This is a genomic window from Thermohalobaculum sediminis (assembly GCF_023487995.1).
Lineage (GTDB): Bacteria > Pseudomonadota > Alphaproteobacteria > Rhodobacterales > Rhodobacteraceae > Thermohalobaculum > Thermohalobaculum sediminis.
In genome coordinates, this window is the sequence record NZ_JAMFKN010000002.1 from 356655 (window position 1) to 378187 (window position 21533).

Annotated in this window: 18 protein-coding genes; 5 read left to right on the forward strand and 13 right to left on the reverse strand. The window is 72.8% G+C overall.

Translation table 11 applies throughout. From position 1 onward, the window contains the following. The first annotated feature begins 124 nt into the window (after positions 1–124). From acnA to M1105_RS05640, 4 genes are all read left to right on the forward strand, one after another. Positions 125–2875: an aconitate hydratase AcnA gene (acnA, locus tag M1105_RS05625; RefSeq protein WP_249579362.1), complete on the forward strand. Its 2751-nt coding sequence runs from the start codon at positions 125–127 to the stop codon at positions 2873–2875. 166 nt (positions 2876–3041) lie between these two features. Then, positions 3042–4808 carry an adenylate/guanylate cyclase domain-containing protein gene (locus tag M1105_RS05630; RefSeq protein WP_249579363.1) on the forward strand — a complete coding sequence of 589 codons (1767 nt, stop codon included), beginning with the start codon at positions 3042–3044 and terminating at the stop codon, positions 4806–4808. A gap of 238 nt (positions 4809–5046) precedes the next feature. Then, positions 5047–5322, forward strand: coding sequence for an usg protein (locus tag M1105_RS05635; RefSeq protein WP_249579364.1), 276 nt, complete (start codon positions 5047–5049; stop codon positions 5320–5322). A gap of 109 nt (positions 5323–5431) precedes the next feature. Then, on the forward strand, positions 5432–6148 hold the full coding sequence (locus tag M1105_RS05640) for a DUF1223 domain-containing protein (protein ID WP_249579365.1): 717 nt from the start codon (positions 5432–5434) through the stop codon (positions 6146–6148). Between the two features lie 18 nt (positions 6149–6166). Here M1105_RS05640 and M1105_RS05645 read toward each other — a convergent pair whose 3' ends face one another. Genes M1105_RS05645 through M1105_RS05675 form a run of 7 tightly spaced genes read right to left on the reverse strand, consistent with a single transcriptional unit; the run spans position 6167 to position 11334 of the window. After that, positions 6167–7111, reverse strand: a complete 945-nt coding sequence (locus M1105_RS05645) for a lysophospholipid acyltransferase family protein (protein WP_249579366.1) — start codon at positions 7109–7111, stop codon at positions 6167–6169. 14 nt (positions 7112–7125) lie between these two features. Then, on the reverse strand, positions 7126–8517 hold the full coding sequence (locus M1105_RS05650; RefSeq protein ID WP_249579367.1) for an MATE family efflux transporter: 1392 nt from the start codon (positions 8515–8517) through the stop codon (positions 7126–7128). Between the two features lie 26 nt (positions 8518–8543). Beyond that, positions 8544–9443 (reverse strand): DMT family transporter, encoded by a 900-nt coding sequence (locus tag M1105_RS05655; protein ID WP_249579368.1) that lies wholly within the window; start codon positions 9441–9443, stop codon positions 8544–8546. Further along, entirely contained in the window at positions 9440–10126 is a 687-nt protein-coding gene (gene nthA, locus M1105_RS05660; protein WP_249579369.1) for a nitrile hydratase subunit alpha, read from the reverse strand. The genes M1105_RS05655 and nthA overlap by 4 nt, the downstream gene beginning before the upstream one ends. Beyond that, on the reverse strand, positions 10116–10466 hold the full coding sequence (locus M1105_RS05665; protein ID WP_249579370.1) for an SH3-like domain-containing protein: 351 nt from the start codon (positions 10464–10466) through the stop codon (positions 10116–10118). The genes nthA and M1105_RS05665 overlap by 11 nt, the downstream gene beginning before the upstream one ends. Continuing rightward, complete coding sequence (locus tag M1105_RS05670; protein ID WP_249579371.1) at positions 10463–10969, reverse strand: cupin domain-containing protein; 507 nt, start codon at positions 10967–10969, stop codon at positions 10463–10465. The genes M1105_RS05665 and M1105_RS05670 overlap by 4 nt, the downstream gene beginning before the upstream one ends. Further along, a complete protein-coding gene (locus M1105_RS05675) occupies positions 10966–11334 on the reverse strand; it encodes an SH3-like domain-containing protein (protein WP_249579372.1) in 369 nt (122 codons plus the stop codon). The genes M1105_RS05670 and M1105_RS05675 overlap by 4 nt, the downstream gene beginning before the upstream one ends. Positions 11335–11505: 171 nt before the next feature. Here M1105_RS05675 and M1105_RS05680 point away from each other — a divergent pair, with 171 nt between their 5' ends. Beyond that, positions 11506–12063 carry a GNAT family N-acetyltransferase gene (locus M1105_RS05680; protein ID WP_249579373.1) on the forward strand — a complete coding sequence of 186 codons (558 nt, stop codon included), beginning with the start codon at positions 11506–11508 and terminating at the stop codon, positions 12061–12063. A gap of 231 nt (positions 12064–12294) precedes the next feature. Here M1105_RS05680 and trxA read toward each other — a convergent pair whose 3' ends face one another. The 6 genes from trxA to tsaE all read right to left on the reverse strand — a co-directional run bounded on the left by trxA (position 12295) and on the right by tsaE (position 21468). Continuing rightward, complete coding sequence (trxA, locus tag M1105_RS05685; protein WP_249579374.1) at positions 12295–12615, reverse strand: thioredoxin; 321 nt, start codon at positions 12613–12615, stop codon at positions 12295–12297. A gap of 100 nt (positions 12616–12715) precedes the next feature. Next, positions 12716–16180 (reverse strand): double-strand break repair helicase AddA, encoded by a 3465-nt coding sequence (gene addA, locus M1105_RS05690; protein WP_249579375.1) that lies wholly within the window; start codon positions 16178–16180, stop codon positions 12716–12718. Further along, the gene (addB, locus tag M1105_RS05695) at positions 16177–19161 is read right to left on the reverse strand and encodes a double-strand break repair protein AddB (RefSeq protein WP_249579376.1); all 2985 of its coding nucleotides are present in this window, start codon (positions 19159–19161) and stop codon (positions 16177–16179) included. Before addB ends, addA begins: the two co-directional genes overlap by 4 nt. Beyond that, positions 19158–19913, reverse strand: a complete 756-nt coding sequence (locus M1105_RS05700; protein WP_249579377.1) for a nucleotidyltransferase family protein — start codon at positions 19911–19913, stop codon at positions 19158–19160. Before M1105_RS05700 ends, addB begins: the two co-directional genes overlap by 4 nt. Beyond that, positions 19910–20971, reverse strand: coding sequence for an aminoglycoside phosphotransferase family protein (locus M1105_RS05705; RefSeq protein ID WP_249579378.1), 1062 nt, complete (start codon positions 20969–20971; stop codon positions 19910–19912). The genes M1105_RS05700 and M1105_RS05705 overlap by 4 nt, the downstream gene beginning before the upstream one ends. Then, positions 20968–21468, reverse strand: coding sequence for a tRNA (adenosine(37)-N6)-threonylcarbamoyltransferase complex ATPase subunit type 1 TsaE (gene tsaE / locus M1105_RS05710; RefSeq protein ID WP_249579379.1), 501 nt, complete (start codon positions 21466–21468; stop codon positions 20968–20970). The genes M1105_RS05705 and tsaE overlap by 4 nt, the downstream gene beginning before the upstream one ends. Between the last annotated feature and the right edge of the window lie 65 nt (positions 21469–21533).

Sequence of the window (21533 nt, forward strand, 5' to 3'; positions counted from 1 at the left end):
TCTTAAGATAATTTTTTGTGCATAGAGGGTCCATCTTAAGCCCCCCGGCGCGAGCCCCGAGTCGCGGGGCAATCGCGTGCCGCGGGCCCGCGAGCGAACACGCCTGATCCGGGAGGGATACGAGATGCCGATCACCGTCGGAACCGACACGGCAAGGACGCGCCGCACGTTGAGCGTGGATGGCAGATCCTACGCCTATTACTCGATCGATGCGGCCGAGCGCGCGGGGCTTGGCGACTTCTCGCAGCTTCCGGCCGTGCTCAAGGTCGTGCTCGAGAACATGCTGCGCTTCGAGGACGGCAAGACGGTCACGACCGACGACATCAAGGCCTTCGCGCAATGGGCGGCGCAGGGCGGCAAGGCCGACCGCGAGATCGCCTATCGCCCGGCGCGCGTGCTGATGCAGGACTTCACCGGCGTGCCCGCCGTGGTGGACCTTGCCGCGATGCGCGACGCGATGGTGTCGCTGGGCGGCAATCCCGACCGCATCAACCCGCTGAACCCGGTGGACCTGGTGATCGACCATTCGGTGATGGTCGACGAGTTCGGAAACCCGCGGGCCTTCCAGCTCAATGTCGAGCGCGAATACGAGCGCAACGGCGAGCGCTACGAGTTCCTGAAATGGGGCCAGGGCGCCTTCGACAACTTCCGCGTGGTGCCGCCGGGCACCGGCATCTGCCATCAGGTGAACCTCGAATACCTCGCGCAGACGGTCTGGACCGACACGGACCAGGCGGGCGAGGAGGTGGCCTATCCCGACACGCTGGTCGGCACCGACAGCCACACCACCATGGTCAACGGCATGGCCGTGCTGGGCTGGGGCGTGGGCGGCATCGAGGCCGAGGCCGCGATGCTGGGCCAGCCGATCTCGATGCTGATCCCCGAGGTCGTGGGCTTCAAGCTGACGGGCCGCCTCAAGGAAGGCGTCACAGCCACCGATCTCGTGCTGACGGTCACGCAGATGCTGCGCAAGAAGGGCGTGGTGAACAAGTTCGTCGAGTTCTACGGCGAGGGCCTCGACCACCTGCCGCTGGCGGACCGCGCGACCATCGGCAACATGGCGCCCGAATATGGCGCGACCTGCGGCTTCTTCCCGGTAGACGACGAGACGCTGCGCTACCTGCGGACCACCGGCCGCGACGAGGCGCGCATCGCGCTGGTCGAGGCCTATGCCAAGGCCAACGGCATGTGGCGCGGTGCCGGCTACGAGCCGGTCTACACCGACACGCTCGCGCTCGACATGGGCGCGGTCGAGCCTTCGCTCGCGGGACCCAAGCGCCCGCAGGACCGGGTGCTGCTGAGCGAGGCAGCGCCGGCGTTCCTGAAGGTCGTGGCCGATTATCGCGGTGCCGACATCTCGAACGGGGCCAAGGACATGGCGGCCGAAGGCGGCGCCACGGTCGCGGCCGAAGCCAGTGACCCGCGCAAGACCAAGGCCGTCGACGGGGCGGATTACGCCATCCGCGACGGCTCGGTGGTGATCGCGGCGATCACGTCCTGCACCAACACCTCGAACCCCTACGTGATGATCGGCGCGGGGTTGGTGGCTCGGAAAGCGCGCGCGCTGGGGCTCACGCGCAAGCCCTGGGTCAAGACCTCGCTCGCGCCGGGCTCGCAGGTCGTCTCGGCGTATCTGGAGGCCGCGGGGCTGCAGGAGGATCTCGACGCCATCGGCTTCAACCTGGTGGGCTATGGCTGCACCACCTGCATCGGCAATTCGGGCCCGCTGCCCGAGCCGATCTCGAAGGCGATCGCCGAGGGCGACCTCGTCGCCTGCTCGGTGCTCTCGGGCAACCGCAACTTCGAGGGGCGGGTGAACCCCGACGTGCGGGCGAACTACCTCGCCTCGCCGCCCCTCGTGGTGGCCTATGCGATCGCGGGCGACATGAACCTCGACATCACCCGCGAGCCGCTGGGCGAAGGGCTGGACGGCAAGCCGGTGTATCTCAAGGACATCTGGCCGACCGCCCGCGAGGTCGCCGAACTGGTCGAGCGCACCGTGACGCGCGCGGCGTTCCAGTCGAGATATGCCGATGTCTTCAAGGGCGACGACAAGTGGCAGGCGATCGATGCGGGCGGCGGACTGACCTATCACTGGCCCTCGACCTCGACCTATGTGCAGAACCCGCCCTATTTCGTCGGCATGGGCCGCGAGAAGGGCCGGATCGAGGACATCGAGGGCGCCCGGGTGCTGGCGCTCCTGGCAGACTCGGTCACGACCGACCACATCTCGCCCGCCGGATCGTTCAAGGCCACGACGCCCGCGGGCAAGTATCTCGAGGAGCACCAGGTGCCGGTGCGCGACTTCAACTCGTATGGCGCCCGGCGCGGCAACCACGAGGTGATGATGCGCGGCACCTTCGCCAACATCCGCATCCGCAACGAGATGCTGGATGGCGTCGAGGGCGGCTACACCAAGGGGCCCGACGGCAGCCAGATGGCGATCTATGATGCCGCCATGGCCTACAAGGCCGCGGGCGTGCCGCTGGTGATCTTCGCCGGCAAGGAATACGGCACCGGCTCGTCGCGCGACTGGGCGGCAAAGGGGACCGCTCTCCTTGGCGTCAAGGCCGTGATCGCCGAGAGCTTCGAGCGCATCCACCGCTCGAACCTCGTCGGAATGGGCATCGTGCCGTTCGAGTTCACCGGCGGGCAGACCCGCAAGTCGCTGGGCCTGACAGGCGACGAGACGGTCTCGATCAAGGGCCTCTCGGGCGACCTGCGCCCCCGCCAGACGGTGAAGGCCACGATCGCCTACAAGGACGGGACGGTGAAGGAGATCGACCTCCTGTGCCGGATCGATACCGAGATCGAGATCGAGTATGTCGAGCACGGCGGCGTGCTGCACTATGTGCTGAGGAACCTCGCCGCCTGATCAACTGGCCAGCGAGATCCGACGGGGCGCTGCGGGAAGCCGCGGCGCCCTTTTCGCGTCCGCCACGGCAGCGCGTGGCGCGCCCGGCATCATCCGCGTTGCGTCGCCCGTCGATTCGCGCTTGGCTGGGTCGGCCATGGAAGCCGGGCCGGGGGGATAAGCTGCGATGGCCGAACGACGGAAGCTGGCGGCGATCCTCGCGGCAGACGTGGTCGGATTCGGGCGGCTCGCGGGCGCCGACGAGGAACGCACGCTCGCGCGGCTCAGGTCGCTCCGGAGCGACCTGATCGACCCCACCATCGCCATCCATCAGGGCCGCGTCGTCAAGCGCACGGGCGACGGCGCGCTGGTCGAGTTCCGCAGCGTCGTCGATGCGGTGCGCTGCGCCATCGAGGTCCAGACCGCGATGGTCGAGCGCAATGCTGGCCTGCCGCCCGACCGGCGCATCGAGTTCCGCATCGGCATCCACCTGGGCGACGTGGTCGAGGAGGCCGACGGCGACCTGATGGGCGACGGGGTCAACATCGCCGCCCGCCTCGAGGTCGTGGCCGAGCCGGGGGCGATCTGCCTGTCCGAGGACGCCTACCGGCAGGTGCGCGCGCGGCTCGAGATGGCGATCAGCGATCTCGGCGAGACCAGCCTCAAGAACGTGGCCGAGCCGATGCGGCTCTACGCGTTGCGCGTGGGTCCCGACGGGGCGGCGCGTGCCGGCGCGGGGGCGGCAGGGGCGCCGGCCGCGGCGGCACCGGAGCGGACCTCGGTCGCGGTCCTGCCGTTCCAGAACATGAGCGGCGATCCCGCACAGGACTACTTCGCCGACGGCATGGTCGAGGACATCATCACGGGGCTGGCGCGGATCAAGTGGCTGTTCGTGATCGCCCGCAATTCGACCTTCGCCTACAAGGGCCGCGCCGTCGACGTGAAGGAAGCCGGGCGCGAGCTTGGCGTGCGCTACGTGCTCGAGGGCAGCGTGCGGCAGGCCGGGAGCCGCCTGCGACTGACCGCGCAGCTGATCGAGGCCGAGACCGGGCGCCATGTCTGGGCCGACCGCTACGACCGGACGCTCGACGACGTTTTCGCCCTGCAGGACGAGCTGACCATGAGCGTGGTGGCCGCGCTCGAACCCAGCCTGCGGCAGGCCGAGATCGAGCGCGTGAAGCGCCGGCGGCCCGACAGCCTCGACGCCTACGACCTCGTGCTGCGCGCCTTGCCCCATGTCTATACCGCGATGCCCGAGGGCGCGTCGCAAGCGCTCGGCATCCTCGGGGACGCGCTGGCGAAGGAGCCCGACTACGCGCTGGCGCATGGCTTCGCCGCCTGGGCGCACGAGATCCGGTTCGCCCGCGGCGGCGGCCGCGAGGAGGACCGCCTCGGCGCCCTGCGCCATGCCCACGCGGCGCTGGCGCATGGCCGCGACGACGCGACGGCGCTTGCGCTGGGGGGCTTCTGCATCGGGCTGATCGGGCATGACCGCGCGGCGGCGCGGCAGGCCTTCGAGGCGGCGGCGGCGCTCAGCCCCTCGACCGCGCTGACCTACATCCTCGGCAGCGTGATGGCGGCCTTTGCCGGCGATGCCGAGCGCGCGGTGGACTGGGGCGAGCGCGGGCTGCGCCTCAGCCCGCTCGACCCGCTGGGCTACGCCGCCTGGTTCTCGATCACGCTGGGCCGCTTCCAGCGCGGCGAGTTCGAGGCGGCGGCCGAGGCCGCGGGCCGGGCCTTCCAGGCCAATCCCTACTGGAGCTCGGCGCATGTGCTGCTGGCCGCGGCCAATGCCGTGCTCGGCCGGGCCGAAGCCGCCCGGATGGCGGCGGCGAAGGTGCTGGAGCTCGAGCCCGACTACACGATCACGAGCTGGCAGCGGACCTTCGACATCGCTCCCGCCGTCGCAACACCACTGGCCGAGGCCCTGAGGCGCGCCGGCCTGCCGGCCTAGGCCCGGAGCGCGGGCCTGCCCGCGGCACCTGCCCCGACAGGTTCCGGCCAGGGTCGAACGAGGGCCGCCAGCCCCTTCCCCCGCAAGAGCTTTTCGCCCGGGACCATGAAATTTATCGCTACCATTTCGCCATGTTTCGATGGCAGCATGATCTTACCGCACCGGTCCGGGCCCGTGCCGCAACGCACGCCGGGCATGGCGCGCAAACGGCGAAGGGAGCAGCCATACGGACCACGAGATGACGAGACCCGACCCCGACTTCCGCCGCCAGCTCGAGGGCTATTCGCTCGCGACGGCGGAGATCTTCTACCGGATGCCCGACGCGCGGTCGCTCATCCAGACCTATGTCTGGCAGGACTACGACGTTGCCCCGGAGTTCCCCAACCTTCGGAAATTCCTCGACTTCTGGACGCGCGAGCTGGATGGGCCGATCCACTCGGTCAGGCTTGCGCATGCGCGGCTGCTGCGCCCCGCCGAGATCCGGATGGTCGAACACGAGTTCGTGCTGCACTGAATCGCGGCGCGCAGGCCCGGCCCGCATCGGTCCGGCGTTGCGCGCCGGATGACGGGGCGTAACACGAGGGTGATTGGCACGATGCCGCGAGGCTGCATATCCTCGCGGCATGATCGCATCCGGCCACCGAGTCCTTCTCTACGCCCTTGCCATCCTGCTGTGTGGCGTGGCGGCGCCCGGACGGGCCGGGCGGGACGTGGTCCTCGTCGAGCTGTACACGAGCCAGGGCTGCAGTTCGTGCCCGCCCGCGGACCGGCTGCTGGGCGAGCTGGTGGGGCGCGACGACGTGCTGCCGCTGAGCCTGCATGTCGATTACTGGGACTATCTGGGCTGGCGCGACACCTTCGGAATGCCCGAGGTGACCGAGCGCCAGAAGCAATATCGCGATGCCTGGGACGCGCGCTACGTCTACACGCCGCAGATGGTGGTGGACGGCCGTGTCGAGGTGCGCGGCGCGCGCGCCGACGAGCTCGACGCGGCGATCGCCGCGGCGCGGGCCGATGCGCCCTCCGCCTGGATCGAGCTGACGGCCGAGGGCGCGGTCCTGCGCTACGCGATGGGCGGCGCGCCCGAGGGAAGCGTCGTCTGGCTCGCGCAATACGACCGCGAGCGGACGGTCGAGATCGAGCGCGGAGAGAACGCCGGCCGGCAGATGACCTACCACAACGTCGTGCGCTCGATCGAGGCGCTGGGGACGGTGAGCGCCGTGGGCGAGGACGACCTGGTGATGCCGCTGCCCGAGGCGGGGCGGGGCGTCGCCATCTGGCTTCAGGAGCCCGGCGGCGGGCGCATCCTCGCCGTTGCGAGGCACGGCCCGACCTCGTAAAGCGCCGCTGCCGCGCCCTCAGCCATCCCTGTCGCCGCGCCGGGCCGACGCCGCACCGCCCCCGCCATCCCGCGTGGCACGCCGCCTGTCGCCGCTGCGACGCAGGCTGCCCCGGAGCTTCCAGCGGCGATGGAACCAGAACCATTGTGTGGGGTCGGCCTCGATCCAGGCGCCGATGCGGCGGTTGACCTCGGCCATCATCTCGCGCGGGTCGGCGGGCGGCACCTCGGGCTCGAAGCGCACGTCGAAGCGCCGCGCGGCAGTGTTGCGCCGGGCAACGACCGGGATCAGGGCCGCACCCGTGCGGCGCGCGAGTTCGGCCGCGATGGTCACCGTCTCGGCCGGATGGCCGAGGAATGGGATCAGGGGCGCCCCGGTGTTGCGCTGGTCGATCAGCACCATCGCGATGCCGCCGCGCTCGACGTGCTCGAGGAAGGCGCGCATGCCGCGCGGTCCCTTCTGGAGCACGGGGCGCCCGGCCTCGGGGATCACCACCATCGCGCGGCGGTCGATGTAACGGTTGTTGAAGGCACGGTAGATGATGCCGCACTCGATGCCCGCGCGCAGGGCGGCGATCCGGGCGGCCTCCCAGTTGCCGTAATGGGCGGTGACGAGGACCGCGCCCCGGCCCGAGGCCGCGGCCTCGGCCAGCCGATCGAGCCCCTCGGCCCGGATCTCGATCTCGCGCAGGAAGCGGCGGAACTGGGCATATTCGACCATCAGCCGGCCGAACTGGGCCGCCGCGTCGCGCGTGAGCCGTCGGCGCGCCGGCGCGTCGAGATCGGGGCGCACTAGGGCAAGGTTGTCCCCTACCCGGCGCCGGAAGCCCGGCACGGCCATGACCAGAAGCCCGCAAAGCCCGCCGAACGCCCCTTCGAGCGGCCAGAGGGGCACGAAGCGGGTGAGCGCCGCGAAGCTGCGGCCAAGGGCATAGACCAGCCATTCCCCCGCCCGGGTCGCCATCCCCCCGCGCCGCCTCATGGCGCACGCGCCCCGCGGGTCAGCACCCTGAAGCGCCAGGCCAGGAGCGCGACCGCCACGGCGCAGCAGAAGATGATGGCAACCAGCAGCCCGCTCTCGTCCCAGCCGCCGCGGTTGATCATCCACCAGCCCATCGGGATCAGAAGGACCGTGAAGGCGAGGATATAGGCAACGATCGCCACCCAGGCATCGCCCAGCGCCCGCACCGCCTGGCCCATCACCACCTGCGCCGAGTCGGGGATGAACGCGAAGGCCGCGAACATGAAGAGCGCGCCCGCCCGCGCGATGATCGCGGGGTCGTCGGTGTAGATGGCGGCGATCTGGTGGCGGCCGAGGAACACCGCGGCGCCCAGGATTCCCATGGTGACGAAGGCCACGCCCAGCCCGGTCCAGCCGGCGAAGGCGGCCTCGTCCGGCCGGCCGCGGCCCGTCTCGATGCCCACGCGCACGCCGGTCGCGACCGCAAGCCCGAGGCCCACCATGAACAGCGTCGAGACGAGGTTGTGCGAGATCGAGTAGGCATCGAGCGCGAGCGGGCCCAGCGTCGCGGCGAACAGGCTCATGGTCGCGAAGCCCACCGTTTCGAACCCGTTGGAGAGCCCCGCCGACAGGCCCAGCTTGCGCATCAGATACCCCGCCCGCCAGCCGCCGGGGCCCCAGAAGGTCTCCTGCGGGCCGGTGACGCCGGCGCGCCGGGCCTCGCGCTGCGTCAGAATCATGCCGACCATCGCGACGGCCGCACCGAAGCGCACGACGGTCGAGGCGAGCGCGGCGCCCACCGCGCCCATCTCGGGGAAGCCCGCATTGCCGTAGATCAGCAGCCAGTTGAGCCCGAAATTCGCAAGGTTCGCGAACAGCATGACCACGAGCCCCGCCATCGGTCGGCGCGTCGCCTCGAGATAGAAGGCCGAGACGGCGAAGACGGTCTGCGCCACCAGCCCCGGTGCCAGCGCCTGCGCGACCGCGCCGCCCGGGGCGGCGAAGTCGGGCGACTGGCCCAGCGCCGCCAGCACCCATTCCCCCTGCCACACCGCCCAGGCGCCGAGGGTCGAGATCACCACCGCCCAGACCATGCCGCGCCGCCAGGCCTGCCCGCATTCGGCCCAGTCGCCGCGCCCAAAGGCATGCGCCACCACCGGGGCGATGCCCGACGACAGGCCGATCGCGATCACCAGGACCGGGACGAAGACGGAAAGCCCGAGGTTGGCCTCGCCCACCGCGCCGGGGCCGTAGCGGCCCAGCATGGCGATGTCGCAGAACGCCATCAGCAGGATGCCCGCGCGCGACAGCATCACCGGCCAGGCGAGGCGCAGGAGGTCCGCGACGTGGCGCGCGATGCGCGGGCCGAGGCTCTCGGTCCCCTGGGTGGCGGCTGGGGTGTCTCTCATCGCTCCGGGCTCGGGTTACCGGGGGCTCAATCGGGGGTGGGCGCCTTGCGCACGCGCTCTCTATGCCAGACGTAGAGGCCCGCGCCAACGATGACGCCCGCGCCGATCAGCGTGGTGGTCTGCGGCACCTCGGCGAACAGAATCATCCCGAAGGCGATGGCCCAGACCAGACCCGCATAGTTGAACGGCGCAAGCTGCGAGGCCGGCGCCTGCCCCAGCGCCCAGACGAGGCAGAGATGCCCGACGAAGCCCACGAGCCCGATCACCGTGAGCATCATTGCCGTCCCCGCGTCGGGCGTGACCCACACGAAGGGCAGCGCCAGCGCGCCGCAGAGGGTGCCGAAGCCCGTGGTGTAGAGCATCGTCGTCCAGATCGAATCGGCCTGTCCCAGCATCCGCGTCGCGATCTGGTACCAAGCGAGGCAGAAGGCCGAGCCGACCGCGAGCAGCGCCGCGGGCTGGAACACGCCCACGCCGGGCTTGAGGATCACCACCGCGCCGCACAGCCCCAGCACCACGCCGGTCCAGCGCCGCGGGCCCACCTGCTCGCGCAGCACCAGCGCGGCAAGGCCCACGATCATCAGGGGCGCGAGCTGGATCAGCGCCGCCGCCTCGGCAAGATCGAGATATTTGAGTGAGGTGAAGTAGAGGATCGTCACCCCGAACAGCAGCGCCGAGCGCAGCATCTGGATGCGCAGGTTGGTGGTCCGCAGGACCGAGCGCAGCCGCGGCGCGAAGACCAGCATCAGGAACGCCGTCTGCCCGGTGTAGCGCGCCCAGACGACCTGCAGGGGCGGCACGCGATCCGCGAGATCCTTGGCCATCGCATCCATGGCGACGAAAAAGAGCGTGGCGACCACCATGCCGAGCGCGCCGCGCGTCTCGGGCCTCAGCCGCTCCGAGGCGGCGGCGATGCGGGCAATCATGCGGGGGGCGCCCCCTCCGGTACGCCGGCCAGCGCAACCCCGATCATGGCGTCGCGCCCGACGAGAGCGGCGAGGCGGTCCTCGGTCCACCCCTCGGTGCCGGCGGGGCGGGCAGGCAGGACCAGATAGCGCATGTCGGCGGTAGAATCGTGGACCTGCACGCGCATGTCCCCGGGCAGCCGCGTGCCGAACTCGGCCAGCACCGCGCGCGGCTCGCGCACGACGCGCGAGCGGTAGGCGCGGGTCTTGTACCAGTCGGGCGGCAATCCCAGAAGGTTGCGCGGGTAGCACGAGCAGAGCGTGCAGACGACGACGTTGTGAACCTCGGCCGTGTTCTCGACCACCACCAGCTTGAGCGCATCGACCTCGATGCCAAGCTCGCGGCAGGCGGCGGAACCATCGACCATGAGCCGCGCCTTGAAGGCGGGGTCCACCCAGGCGCGGGCCACCACCCGCGCACCGAGGGCAGGGGAGCGGGCGTCCATGCGCTCGACCTGCGCCATGATCTCGGCCGCGGTGGTGATGCCCTTCTCGATCAGGATCTCGCGCAGCGCGATCTCCATGATCTGGAAGCGGCTCAGGGCCGTGTCGTCGTCCGGCCGGTAGGGGTGGCCCGATGGGCTGAGGCCGTGATGGTCATGCCCGTGATCGTGGCCATGGTCGTGATCGTGGTCATGCGGCATCGACGGGCTCCAGCCAGTGCTCGAAGATCTCGGCATCGAGCGTGTCGCCGGGACGCTCGGCCGTCCCGCCCCAGATCTCGGCCATGGTGAAGCGCACGCGGTAGAGCGTGACCGGGTTCCCGCGGCGATGGTTGTAGGCCAGTTCCTCGGGGTTGTGGAAATCGCCGCAGATCCGCTCGATCCGCCCGGTGCGGCCGCGCAGATAGAAGGGCGTGCGCAGGTGGCCGATCGACATGCCGGGCTTGACGCGCACCGCCTGACCGGGCCGGAAGCGTCCGCCCGCGGTCGGATAGGGCGGCGCGAAGCCGGGGGGCGTGACGTCGGGCAGAACGGGCTTCATGGCGCGCGCTCCGCCGCTCGGGCGCCGGTCCGGAAGCTGAAAGGCCCGAAGGCGGTGGTCTCGGCCACCTCGAGGCCGGCGCTGCTGCGCGTCACGCGCATGCCGAGCTCGGGAAAGTCGGTGATGTCCGCAGGCACGATGCTGCCGCCCATCAGGCAGACGAGCGGCTCGGTGTCCGAGGCGTTGCGTATCGAATGCGCCTCGCCCCCGGCCGGGAAGCTCACGAAATCGCCTGGGCCGAGGTCGTGCGTCTCGTCGCCCAGCCGCACCGCGGCCCTGCCCGAGACGACGAAGGTCCATTCATCCTCGGCGTGGTGGCGGTGATGCGGGAACGCCTGGCCGCCCGGTGCCACGCTCACCATGTTGAGCCCCGCCCCGCGATGGCCCGCGAGCCGCGAGAGATCGGTGATGCGGCAGGCGGCCGCCGGCTGCAGCGAGTGGACGAAGTCGCGCGCCGCCGCGTCGATCTGAGCCGCACGCAGGATCTGGCCCGGCCCGCTCACGCCGCATCCCCCGCTGTCTCGCCATGGCCCTGCGCCTCGCCATAGGTGGAACCGCGGGCGACGATCTCGGCCATCCGGGCGTTCAGCTCCTCGAGCGTGATGGCGCCGCATTCGACTAGGTTCTGCGCGCAGGCCTGCACCCAACGCTCGTAGTAGGTGCGCTCCTCGAAGGCCTGCGGCCCCATGTCCTCGAGCGCGCGCCTGAGCCCGTCGACCGAGAACAGGCCCTTGACCCCGCAGAGGATGACGAGCGCATCGACCCGCTTCTCCCACAGCGCGAAGTCGTGCCCCGCGCGGTCGATCCCGCCCGCGGGCAAGCCGCCCATGTCGTGCCAGCGCCGGCCGGTGTCGAAATCATCCTGCATGGTGGTCACGCTAGCCCGCGGCGAGTGCGCCGCCAAGAGGGCAGTTCGGGAACCGGCCTTGCGCAATTCGGTAAGCTCGCTCCGGGTCAGGTCAGATCCTGTTTGACTTGTCGGCGCCGCGGCGTGACCATTCGATATGGGTGGGTCACGGAGCTTTGCTCGCGGGTCGCCATGTTCCACATCTCCAACCGGTGCGAGGCGGAGCAGGTCGTTTCCGGTCTTGCTCTCGGCTTTGCCGCCGATCCGTTCGTTCGCTGGCTTTTCCCCGAGCCGCGAGCGTATCTGGAAAACTTCCCTTCGGTGATCGAACACTTTGGTGGCCGGGCGTTCGAGCACGGGGCGGCCTACGGGAACGAGGAATTCACGGCGGGTGCGCTCTGGCTGCCGCCCGGTGTGCATCCCGACGAGGAGCAGCTCGTTGCCTGCTTTCAGGAGACGGTTGCACCCGAAAAGCATGATGCCCTGTTCGCGACCTTCGAACAGATGGCCAGCTATCACCCCGACGAGCCCTGCTGGCACCTCGCGTTCATTGCCGTGGACCCGTCACGTCACGGCAAGGGGCTCGGGTCGGCGCTGCTCGGGGAAGGTCTGCGGCAATGCGAAAGGGATGGGAGGCCAGCCTATCTGGAATCGACCAATCCCGCGAACCTGTCGCTCTACAGGCGTCACGGGTTCGAGCAGATCGGGCTGATCGATACCGGGCGCGCGCGCCGCCGCTCTTCCCTATGATCCGCCCGTCCCGTTGAACTGTATCGGCGCGAGCGGCATCTGCGTTGCACCTGTGGGGCTCGGGAAGAATGACGCCGGATGTCGTCGCCCGGCCATCGGCGAGATGATCGCGCGCATGTCGCCAGGGGCGTCCGCCGGGTCGCGCGGGCCGTAGAACGGAAAACTCCCCCGTCGCGATGCGCGGGGGCGGGTCTGGCTCTCGCGATGCGCCGGGGCGGCCCGGCGGGTGGCTCAGATCGCGTCCTCGATCCAGTTCGCGATGCCCCGCTTCGAATCGGCGCCAACCTTGCGCTCGACGATCTTGCCGTCCTTGAAGATCAGCAGCGTCGGGATGCCCCGGATGCCATACTTCGACGGCGCGTTCGGGTTGTCGTCGATGTTCACCTTCGCGACCTTGACGCGGCCCTTCATCTCGCTGGCGATTTCCTCCAGCGCGGGGCCGATCTGCTTGCAGGGGCCGCACCACTCGGCCCAGAAGTCCACCACGACCGGAAGGTCGGATTTGAGGACGTCGCTTTCGAAGCTGGCGTCGCTCACATGCATGGTCGCCATGAGTCTTCCCCTTGTCTGGCAGCCCCCGCGGGGGCAGCGGTCGATGACCGCGAGTGACGAAGCTATGAACCGTGCCCACGGGAATCAAGCCACTCGATCGTCAACGCCCGCGTGCGCTGCCGTCGCCTACGCCGGCCCGCGCGGCGGCGAAGGCCGCGTCCACCAGCGCGTCGGGCAGCCGCATCAGCCGCGGCCCCGCGGTCCACAGGATGGCGACCGAGACCGCGCGTCCGGGATAAAGCCGCGACAGTGCGGCCCTGTAGGCGCCAAGCTGGGCGAGATATTCGGCGCGCACCGCGTCCTCGGCGAAGGGGGGCACGGGGTCGGTCTTGAAGTCCACCGCGAGCACGCCGCCGTCGCCTGAAATCAGCCGGTCGATGCGCCCCTCGATCGCGGTGCCGTCCTCGAGCCGGTCGGAGAAACCCGCCTCGGCGAGGGAGCCCGCGCCGAAGAGCGATTCGGCGAAGGGCGCGTCCAGCACCGCCCCCGCCTCGGCCAGCGCCGCGTCGCGCAGCGCGGGGTCGAGCGCGGGAAGCGCCCCGGCGAGCAGGGCGGGGCCCAGCGCCGCGCGCTCGTCCGGCAGCCGGCCCGCGAGGCGCTCGAGCACCAGATGCACCGCCGTGCCGTAGTCGAGCGCGGCCTCACGACCCCGCCCGGCGCCGCCCGAGGGCGCCGCCTCGTCGGGCGCCAGCGCCGACGGCGCGAGCGGGGCCGGCGCGCGCGCCTCGGGCGGCGCCGGGGCAAGCCAGGACGGAAGCGCGACCGCGGCCGGGCGCTCGGGCGGGCCCGCGGGTTCGGGCGCGGATGCGGGCGCGACCTCCGGCGCGGTGTCCCCGGTCTCGAGGCGGCGACGGGGGGTGTCGAGCCCCTCGGGCCCCGCGATCTCCGACCAGCCATCGAGGCGTGCCGCGCCCGCCTCGATCATGCCGTACCACGTGCCCTCGACCCGCGCGGGGTCGCCCGCGCCGCACAGGATCAGCCAGTCCTCGGCGCGCGTCAGCGCGACGTAGAGGAGGCGCTTGCGCTCATCCGCCTCGCGCCCCGCGGCGGCGTCCGCGGCCGCGCGCACCGCCTTGGGCTCGCCCGAGGCCGCACCGGCCCAAGCGACCAGCAGCGGCGTGTTGCCCTCGCCCTCCAGCGCCAGAAGGCGCGGGCGACCGCCGCCGCCGCCGGGACGGGCCATGGTGTCGGGCAGGATCACGATGGGGGCTTCCAGCCCCTTGGCGCCGTGGACAGTCATGACGCGGACCTCGCCCGCGCCCGCCTCCATCTCGCGCTTGACCTCGATCTCGCCCGCCTCGACCCAGGCGGTGAAGCCCGCGAGGCTGGGCGTCTCGCGGCTCTCGAAGGCCAGCGCCTGTTCGAGCAGCTCGTCGATCGGGTCCTCGGCCTCGGCGCCGAGCCGGGCGATCAGGCGCGCGCGCGCGCCGTGGCGGATCAGCGCGCGCTGCAGGAACTCGTAGGGCCTGAGGTAGTCGGCCCGGGCGGCGAGGTCGTCGATCAGCTCGGTGGCCTGCGGGTGACGCGCGCGCGCGCCGCGCAGGCGGTCGATCAGCCGCTCGCCCCGCGCCCGGCCATGGGCAAGGGCGAAGAGGTCGTCCTCGGAAAGCCCCAGGATCGGCGAGCGCATCAGCGCGGCGAGCGAGAGGTCGTCGGCCGGCGTGATCGCGACCTTGACCAGCGCCATCAGGTCCCTGACCGCAAGCTCGCCCGCGAGGCTGAGCCGGTCGGCCCCCGCCACCGGCACGCCCAGCGTCTTCAGCCGGCGGATGAGCGAGCGTGCAAGCAGGTCGCGCCGCGCCACCAGCACCAGGATGTCGCCGGGGCGCACGCGGGCCGCGGGCCGGCCGGCACGCGGCGGCAGGCTGTCCTCGGCTATCATGCGTGCGATCTCGGCCGCGAGCATGCGGGCAAGCCGCAGCTTGGGCGCGCCGGGCGGCGGCTGGTCCACCGGGCGCCACCACTCGCGGTCATCGTCGCGCGGCCCCGGCGTCACCAGCGGCCAGAGGTCGATGCGCGCGCCATCCTGAGCGCGATGGGCCGCATGCTCGACCGGCGCGCCGTCGACCGTGAGGCCCGCCGCCGCCTCGCCCGCAAAGACCGCGTCGACGAAGTCGAGGATGCCGGGCGCCGAGCGGAACGAGGTGGTGAGCGCGGGGCGCGCCAGCGCGCGGCCCATGCCGCCCAGCCAGTCGGCCAGCGCCTTCCGGGTTGCCCCGAAAGCGCCCGGCTCGGCCCCCTGGAAGGAATAGATCGACTGCTTCTCGTCGCCCACGACGAAGAGGCTGCGGTTGCGCGGGCCCTCGGCCGCAAAGAATTCCTGCGTGATCGCCCGGATCACCTCCCACTGCGCGGGGGCGGTGTCCTGCGCCTCGTCCACCAGGATATGGTCGATGCCGCGGTCGAGCTTGTAGAGCGCCCAGGCCGCGAGGTCCGATCGCGCCACGAGGTCGCGCGCCCGCGCCACGAGGTCGTCGAAGTCGAGGAGGCCCCGCGCGGCCTTGGCGCCGGCATAGCGGTCCAGGACGGCGCGGGCGAAGGCGTCGAGGTCGGCCGCCCGCGCGGCGGCAGCGGCGGCGTTGAGCGCATCGGCCGTGTCCACGGCCCATTCGAGCATGTCGGCGGTCAGGCTGTCGGCATCGGGCGCCGCGGCGAGGACGGCCTGCACCGGAAAACCGCGGCGGCTGCGCGGCTCGCCCTTCCCGGTGAGATAGGCTGCGAGGAGTGCCTGCACGGCAGCCAGCGGCACGCTTGCGCGCAGGGTACGGGCGTCGAGGATGCCCTCGGCCACCGCCTTGTCGGTCTTGCCGCCGAGCGCCGCCAGAACCCTGGCGAGCGCCGCGAGGGCATCCCAGTCGAGCAGGCCGAGCCGGGCCGTGGCGGTGGCATCGGCCCCCGCAAGCGCGGCCTCGCCCAGATGTGCGGCGATGCGGGGGGCGACCGCCGCCACCGGGAAGTGCTCGCGTTTCGCGAAGATCGCGTCCACCAGATCGCTGATGCCGCCCTCGTTGAGCCGCGCGGCGATGCGGTCGAAGGGGGCGCCGGGCGCCACCTCGGCCTCGGCCGCGAGGTCCGCGAGGATCGCCTGCACCATCAGTGCCTTCTGCCGGTCGTCCAGCACCTCGAAGCGCGGCGAGACCCCGGCCTCGAGCGGGAAGCGGCGCAACAGCGCGTCGCAGAAGGCGTGGATGGTCTGGATCCTGAGCCCCCCGGGGGTTTCCAGCGCCGCGGCGAACAGCGTGCGGGCGCGGGCGATGCGGGCGGGATCGGCCGGGGCGCCCCCGCCGCCTTCCAGCCCCGCAAGCTCGGCCGCGAGCTTGGCGTCGGGCGCCATCGCCCAGCCACCCAGCATGGCGAAGAGGCGCGTCTGCATCTCGGCCGCCGCCGCGCGGGTGTAGGTGAGGCACAGGATCCGCTCGGGCCGCGCGCCCGACAGCAGCAGCCGCGCCACGCGCTGCGTCAGCACCCGCGTCTTGCCGGAGCCCGCGTTGGCCCCCACCCAGGCGGAGACGGCGGGGTCGGCGGCTTCGACCTGCGGGCCCGTTGGGCTGAGGCGCGCGCTCACGGGGTGTCGCCGGCAGGACCTGCCGCCTCCCATTCCGCGCGGCGCGCGAGGTGATCGTAGGTGCCTTCCTCGGCCCCGAACTCGACCCGGCCGCGCGCAAGGTATGGCATCTCGGCCGAATCGTAGGCCGTGAGGAGCGCGATCAGCCGCGCGTGATGCTCGGCCAGCGTGTCGGGCAGCGGCGTCTCGGGTCGGGTTTCCTTGCCACCCTCGCCCGAGCCGGTGAGGCCGAGATAGGCGCCGCCAAGCGCGGGCATGGGGGGGATGCACTCGAAGCCCCCGGTCGCGAGGATCAGGCCCTGAAGGTGCAACTGCTGCGAGAAGACGCCGATCTGCTTGGGGCTGGGCGGCAGGCCGGCCTTGTAGTCGTAGATCATGGCGCCGCCCTCGACCGCGTCGATGCGGTCGGCGGTGGCGGACAGGGTGAAGGCGCCGCCGGGCAACGGGATTTCCAGCTGTCCTCTGACCTCGAGCCCCAGCGGGCGGCCCTCGGCCCGGCGTTGAGCCTCGCCCGCAACGAACCAGTCCGCCGCGCGCGCGATCCGGCCCGCCCAGGCGCGGCGGGTTGCGGGCCAGGGGATGCGGGCGCGCAGTTCGGCCTCGGCGATCGCCATCAGCCGGGCGCGCTCGGCGGCCAGGTCGGGGCTGCCCGGCGGGGTCTCGGCCACGAAGCGGTGCAGGATCGCGTGGATCGCGTTGCCGCGGTCGAGGAAGTCGGGCGCCTTGCCCAGCGGGCCGAGGGGAGAAAGCCGCAGGATGCGCTCGGCATAGACCGCATAGGCGTCGCGGATCAGCGTCTCGATCCGGGTGACGGACAGGCGCCGCGGGCGCGCGGCCACGGGCGGGCGCGGCGCCGGGCGCTCGGCGGGCGGCAGGGCGGCGGCGGGGCGGTGGATCGTGGGGATCAGCGCCAGAAGCTCGGCCCCCCGCGCCCGCATGGCACCGAGCGCCGCGGGGTCGGTGCCGCCCAGCAGGTTCTCGAGCCGCACCAGCCAGCGCGAGGCCACGGTGGGCGCGCCGCCCGCGCGCAGCGCGCGGCTGAGGATCACCCGCGGGCGCGCCGCCGCCTGCAGGAAGTCATGCGCCGAGAGGCCAATCTCGCGCTCGGGCGCGGGCAGGCCCAGGCTCTCGCGCATCGGGCGGCTCAGCCACGGGTCGGGCGAGGGGGCCGGCGGCCAGCTGCCCTCGTTGAGGCCGGCGAGGATGACGAGATCTGCCCCCTCGGCCCGCAGTTCGCGGGTGCCGAGGATGGCGACGCGGGGGTGCGGGCGGACGGGCTCGGGGCGCAGCGTCTCGGCCCGCATGAGGTTCGCGACCAGCGCGGCATAGCGCGGCGGCGCGCCATCGCCATAGGCGGTGGCCGCGCCTGCGAGCCGGTCGAGCAGCGAGCGGGCGGCGCGGCCGTCGGCGCCCTGCCAGGCAATCGGCTCGCCCTCGGGGGCAGCGAGCGCGCCTGCGGCGGCGATGTGGGCGGCGACGGTCGCGGCAAGCGGCGCGCCCTCGGCCAGTGCCCGCGCCAGCGGCGCGAGCGCGGCCTCGATCGCGGCGCGCCAGGCGGCAAACCCCTCGGGCGGCGGGGTCCAGTCGGTGCGTTCGTCGGCGGGGCGGAAGGGCCAGGGCGGCAGGCGGCCTGGCGCGAGGCCGGGGTCCGCAACCCGCCGCAGGCAGCCCAGCTCGTAAGCCCGAGCTATCCGGAGATGCGCCGCCCGCGCCATCCCCGGCGCGCAGAGCGGGTGCTGCAACAGCGCGACCAGCCCCAGCGCGTCGCCCCTGCCCGAGGCCGCCGCCGCGACATGGCGCAGGAACACGCCCGCCGCGCTCTCGGCCAGCGGGCGGCCGAGCGAGTCGTCGGGCTCGATGCCGAAGCGCGAAAGTTCCGCCGTCACGCGGCGGGCCAGCGTGGCGTCGCGGGTGACGAGGGCGACGCGGCGGCCGGGCGTCGCGATCTCGCGGCGGATGGCGAGCGCGATGGCTGCGGCCTCGGCGGTCTCGTTGCGCGCCTCGATCAGCGCGAGCCCCTCGGTCGCAGGGCCGGCCTCGGCGGCCAGCGCCGGGCGCACCGCCACCCAGGCATCGGTCACAGGAGCAGGGCGCAGCGCCTGCCCCAACAGGCGCAGGCGCGGGCCGGGGGCGGCGTCGACCCAGAGCGCGACGTCCCGGGGCGCGATCCCGACGAGGTCGAGGAACCGGCGAAACGGGCCAATCGGGTGGTCGGGGCCCGCGGCCTCCCACACCTCGGGCGCGATGGCGGGGTCGAAGCCCGGCAGCACCACGGCGCCCTGCGGCAGACGCGCGATCGCGGCCATAAGCGGCGCCGTCATCGCCCGCGCGCCGGTCGAGGCGGCGGCGATCACCGGATGGCCGGGTGGAGCCGAAGCCCAGCGCGCGGCCAGCGCCTCGACCGCCATGCTGGCCCGCGCGGCGGGGTCAAGGGCTGCGCCTTCGGTCTCGGCGCGGATGGCGGGCCAGGCGGCGCGGGCGATGTCGGCGAAGGCCAGCGCCTCCTGCCAGTGGCGGGCAAGCTCGCCCTCGACCAGACCGTCGAGACGGGCGGGCGCGATGCCCCATTCGTCGAGCTCGTCGATCAGGGTGGCGAGGCTCTCGGCGAGGTCGGGGGCAGCCGCCATCGGCGCGCGGCCGGGGGCGGCGGCGAGAAACCGCTCGACGAGCCGGGTGAGCGCGAGGCGGCGGCGCAGGGGATCGACCGCGGGCGGCGTGCCGGGCAGGGCGAGGGGGTCGTCGGCAAGCGCCGCGATCAGGCCGAGCCGCGGCAGGAAGGTGGTGCCCGTCGGCGCTGCGAGAGCGTCTGCAATCGCGCGGAGTGCGCGCGGGGTGTTGGCGAGTATCTCGACCCGCGCCAACGCCTCGGGCGGCGCGCGACCGAGGCGGCGGCGCAGCCCTTCGGCCAGCGCGGCCGCGTAATCGGCGCCAGGCAGCACCGCGAAGACGCGCGGCGCGTCGGTCGCGGGGAACAGGCTCACGCGTCCGGCCCCGACCCGGCAGGGCCGGCCTCGGCCAGCGCCGCCTCGGCCGCAGCGAGGCCCGCGGGTGTTCCGACATCGACCCAGAGGCCGGGATAGGTGATGGCCCGGAGCCGCCCCGAGGCCAGCAGCCGGTCCCAGACCAGGTTGAGCGAGAACGGCCCCTCGGGCATGTCCGCGAAGGCGCCGGGCGCGATGATCTGCGCTCCGGTGAAGACCAGCGGCGCCGTGGCCTCGGCCCCGCGGCGGACGGGGGCGGCGCCCTGCCCCGAGATGAAGAAGTCGCCAGGCCGCGCGTAGGCCCGGGCCCGCGCGCGGGGGACCAGCAGCATTAGGGCGTCCGCCGCCACAGGGTCCCAGGCGCGGGCGAGCAGGGTAAGCGGGTTCGGGCCCGCGAAGACGGCATCCGAGTTGAGCGTGAAGAACGGGTCGGGGCCCAGCATCGGCAAGGCGTGGCGGATGCCGCCGCCCGTCTCGAGGATCGCAGGCTCCTCGGGCGAGAACAGGATCTCGGGCCGGTCGCGGCCTTCCAGATGCGCGCCTATCATGTGGCCCAGATAGTGCAGGTTGACGACCGCGCGCGCGACGCCCGCGCCCTCGGCAAGATCGAGCGCGCGATCGATCAGCGTGCGACCCGCGACCTCGAGCAGGGGCTTCGGCAGCCGGTCGGTCAGCGGCCTCATCCGCGTGCCGAGGCCCGCGGCGAGGATCATCGCGGTGCGAGGCGGCGCGCCCACCATCGGGTCGGTCACGGCGCGGCCGCAAGCGGGCCGCGGGCCGCGGCCTCGGCGCGCGCCAGCGCGTCCGCGGCGGGCGCCGGGATGTGGCGGGCCACGAAGCCCGCGAGCGCCGCGAAGTCGGGATGCGCGAGGTCGCGCGCAAGGTGGTCCCAGACCCGCGGGATCAGTCCGAGATAGCGGGGCTTGCCGTCGCGGATGGCAAGCCGCGCGAAGATGCCGACGATCTTGAGGTTACGCTGCGCGCCCAGGGCGGCATAGGCCGTGCGGAAAGCGCGCGCGTCCCCCGACCCGAGCCCGCGGCGGTCGAGATAGCGCGCGACCATCGCCGCGCGCAGCTCCGCCGAGGTGTCGCGGCGCGCGTCCTCAAGCAGCGAGACTAGATCGTAGGCGGCGTGCCCCGCCAGCGCGTCCTGGTAGTCGAGGAGCCCCACGCGGGCGTCGCCCGCCCGGTCGGGCAGCCAGATCAGGTTCTCGGCGTGATAGTCGCGCAGCACGACGACATCGCGGGCGGGCTCGACCGGGGCCGTCGCGGCGGCCAGGAGCGCGCGGAGTTCCGCCACGGCATCGGGCGAGGCGGGGGCGCCGGTGACCGCCGGCAGCCACCATTCCATCGCGAGCGCTGCCTCGCGCCACAGCACGGCGGCGTCGTAGGGTGGCAGCGGGCGGTCGCCCATCCGGGCGGGGGCGGGGTGGTCCGCGAGCGTGGCAAGGAGATCCACGGCAGCCTCGTAGAGCGGGGCCTCGGCGCCGGGGTCGCCCGCGCAGACCCGGGCATAGAGATCGTCGCCCAGATCCTCGAGCAGCAGGAATCCGCCCGCCTCGTCGGCCGCGAGGATTTCGGGCGCCGCGAGGCCGAGGCCGCGCAGCCAACGGGTGACCGCAACGAAGGGGCGCACATCCTCGCCCCGCTCCGGGGGCGCATCCATCACCACCGCGGGCCGGCCCGAGGGCAGGTCGAGCCGCAGGTAGCGCCGGTTCGAGGCATCGCCCGCCAGCGGGCGCGGCACGGCGCCGCCTGCGCCGGCAGCGCGCAGGAAGCGCGACAGCGCCTCGGCCCGCGCGGCGCTCATGCGTCGCCCCCGATGGCTGCGAGCGCGCGGTCCCAGCCGGGACCGCGGGGCGTTGCGCGGGCCTCGCGCGGCTCGGCGCCATTGCTGCCCGGCAGGAGCTCCAGGGCGATCTCGAGATGGCGCGCGGGCAGATCGGCGCCCAGCCGCTCGGGCCATTCGACCAGCACGATGGCGTGCGAGAGCGCCTCTACCAGTCCCAGCTCAAGCGCATCGGGTGGCCCTCCGAGGCGGTAGAGATCGGCGTGCCAGACCTCGCCCGCTCGCGCGGCGTAGACATTCACCAGCGTGTAGCTGGGCGAGGGGACGATCGCGTCGGGCTCGCCCAGGAGGGCGCGCACAATGGCGCGCGCCAGCACCGACTTGCCCGCGCCGAGCCCGCCCGAGAGCGCCACGAGATCGCCCGGCCGTAGCGCCGCGGCGAGCCGCGCGCCGAGCGCCGCGGTCGCGGCCTCGTCGGGCAGGATCAGGCGCGTGGCGCCCGCCGTCTCTGCAATCATGGGCCTCGCTCTCCCGCAGGGGCGCATGCTCCGCGCCGCCACGCCCCCGGTGTTAGCGCGATCGG

Excerpts from the sequence above, each read along its gene's own strand:
- M1105_RS05645 (WP_249579366.1), bottom strand. The coding sequence starts at position 7,111 with ATGGCGACCCGGGCGGGGGAATGGCTGGTCTATGCCCTTGGCCGCAGC.
- M1105_RS05680 (WP_249579373.1), top strand. The coding sequence starts at position 11,506 with ATGTTCCACATCTCCAACCGGTGCGAGGCGGAGCAGGTCGTTTCCGGT.
- trxA (WP_249579374.1), bottom strand. The coding sequence starts at position 12,615 with ATGGCGACCATGCATGTGAGCGACGCCAGCTTCGAAAGCGACGTCCTC.
- M1105_RS05640 (WP_249579365.1), top strand. The coding sequence starts at position 5,432 with ATGATCGCATCCGGCCACCGAGTCCTTCTCTACGCCCTTGCCATCCTG.
- nthA (WP_249579369.1), bottom strand. The coding sequence starts at position 10,126 with ATGCCGCATGACCACGATCACGACCATGGCCACGATCACGGGCATGAC.
- M1105_RS05630 (WP_249579363.1), top strand. The coding sequence starts at position 3,042 with ATGGCCGAACGACGGAAGCTGGCGGCGATCCTCGCGGCAGACGTGGTC.
- tsaE (WP_249579379.1), bottom strand. The coding sequence starts at position 21,468 with ATGATTGCAGAGACGGCGGGCGCCACGCGCCTGATCCTGCCCGACGAG.
- M1105_RS05635 (WP_249579364.1), top strand. The coding sequence starts at position 5,047 with ATGACGAGACCCGACCCCGACTTCCGCCGCCAGCTCGAGGGCTATTCG.
- M1105_RS05705 (WP_249579378.1), bottom strand. The coding sequence starts at position 20,971 with ATGAGCGCCGCGCGGGCCGAGGCGCTGTCGCGCTTCCTGCGCGCTGCC.
- M1105_RS05665 (WP_249579370.1), bottom strand. The coding sequence starts at position 10,466 with ATGAAGCCCGTTCTGCCCGACGTCACGCCCCCCGGCTTCGCGCCGCCC.
- M1105_RS05655 (WP_249579368.1), bottom strand. The coding sequence starts at position 9,443 with ATGATTGCCCGCATCGCCGCCGCCTCGGAGCGGCTGAGGCCCGAGACG.
- acnA (WP_249579362.1), top strand. The coding sequence starts at position 125 with ATGCCGATCACCGTCGGAACCGACACGGCAAGGACGCGCCGCACGTTG.
- M1105_RS05650 (WP_249579367.1), bottom strand. The coding sequence starts at position 8,517 with ATGAGAGACACCCCAGCCGCCACCCAGGGGACCGAGAGCCTCGGCCCG.
- M1105_RS05675 (WP_249579372.1), bottom strand. The coding sequence starts at position 11,334 with ATGCAGGATGATTTCGACACCGGCCGGCGCTGGCACGACATGGGCGGC.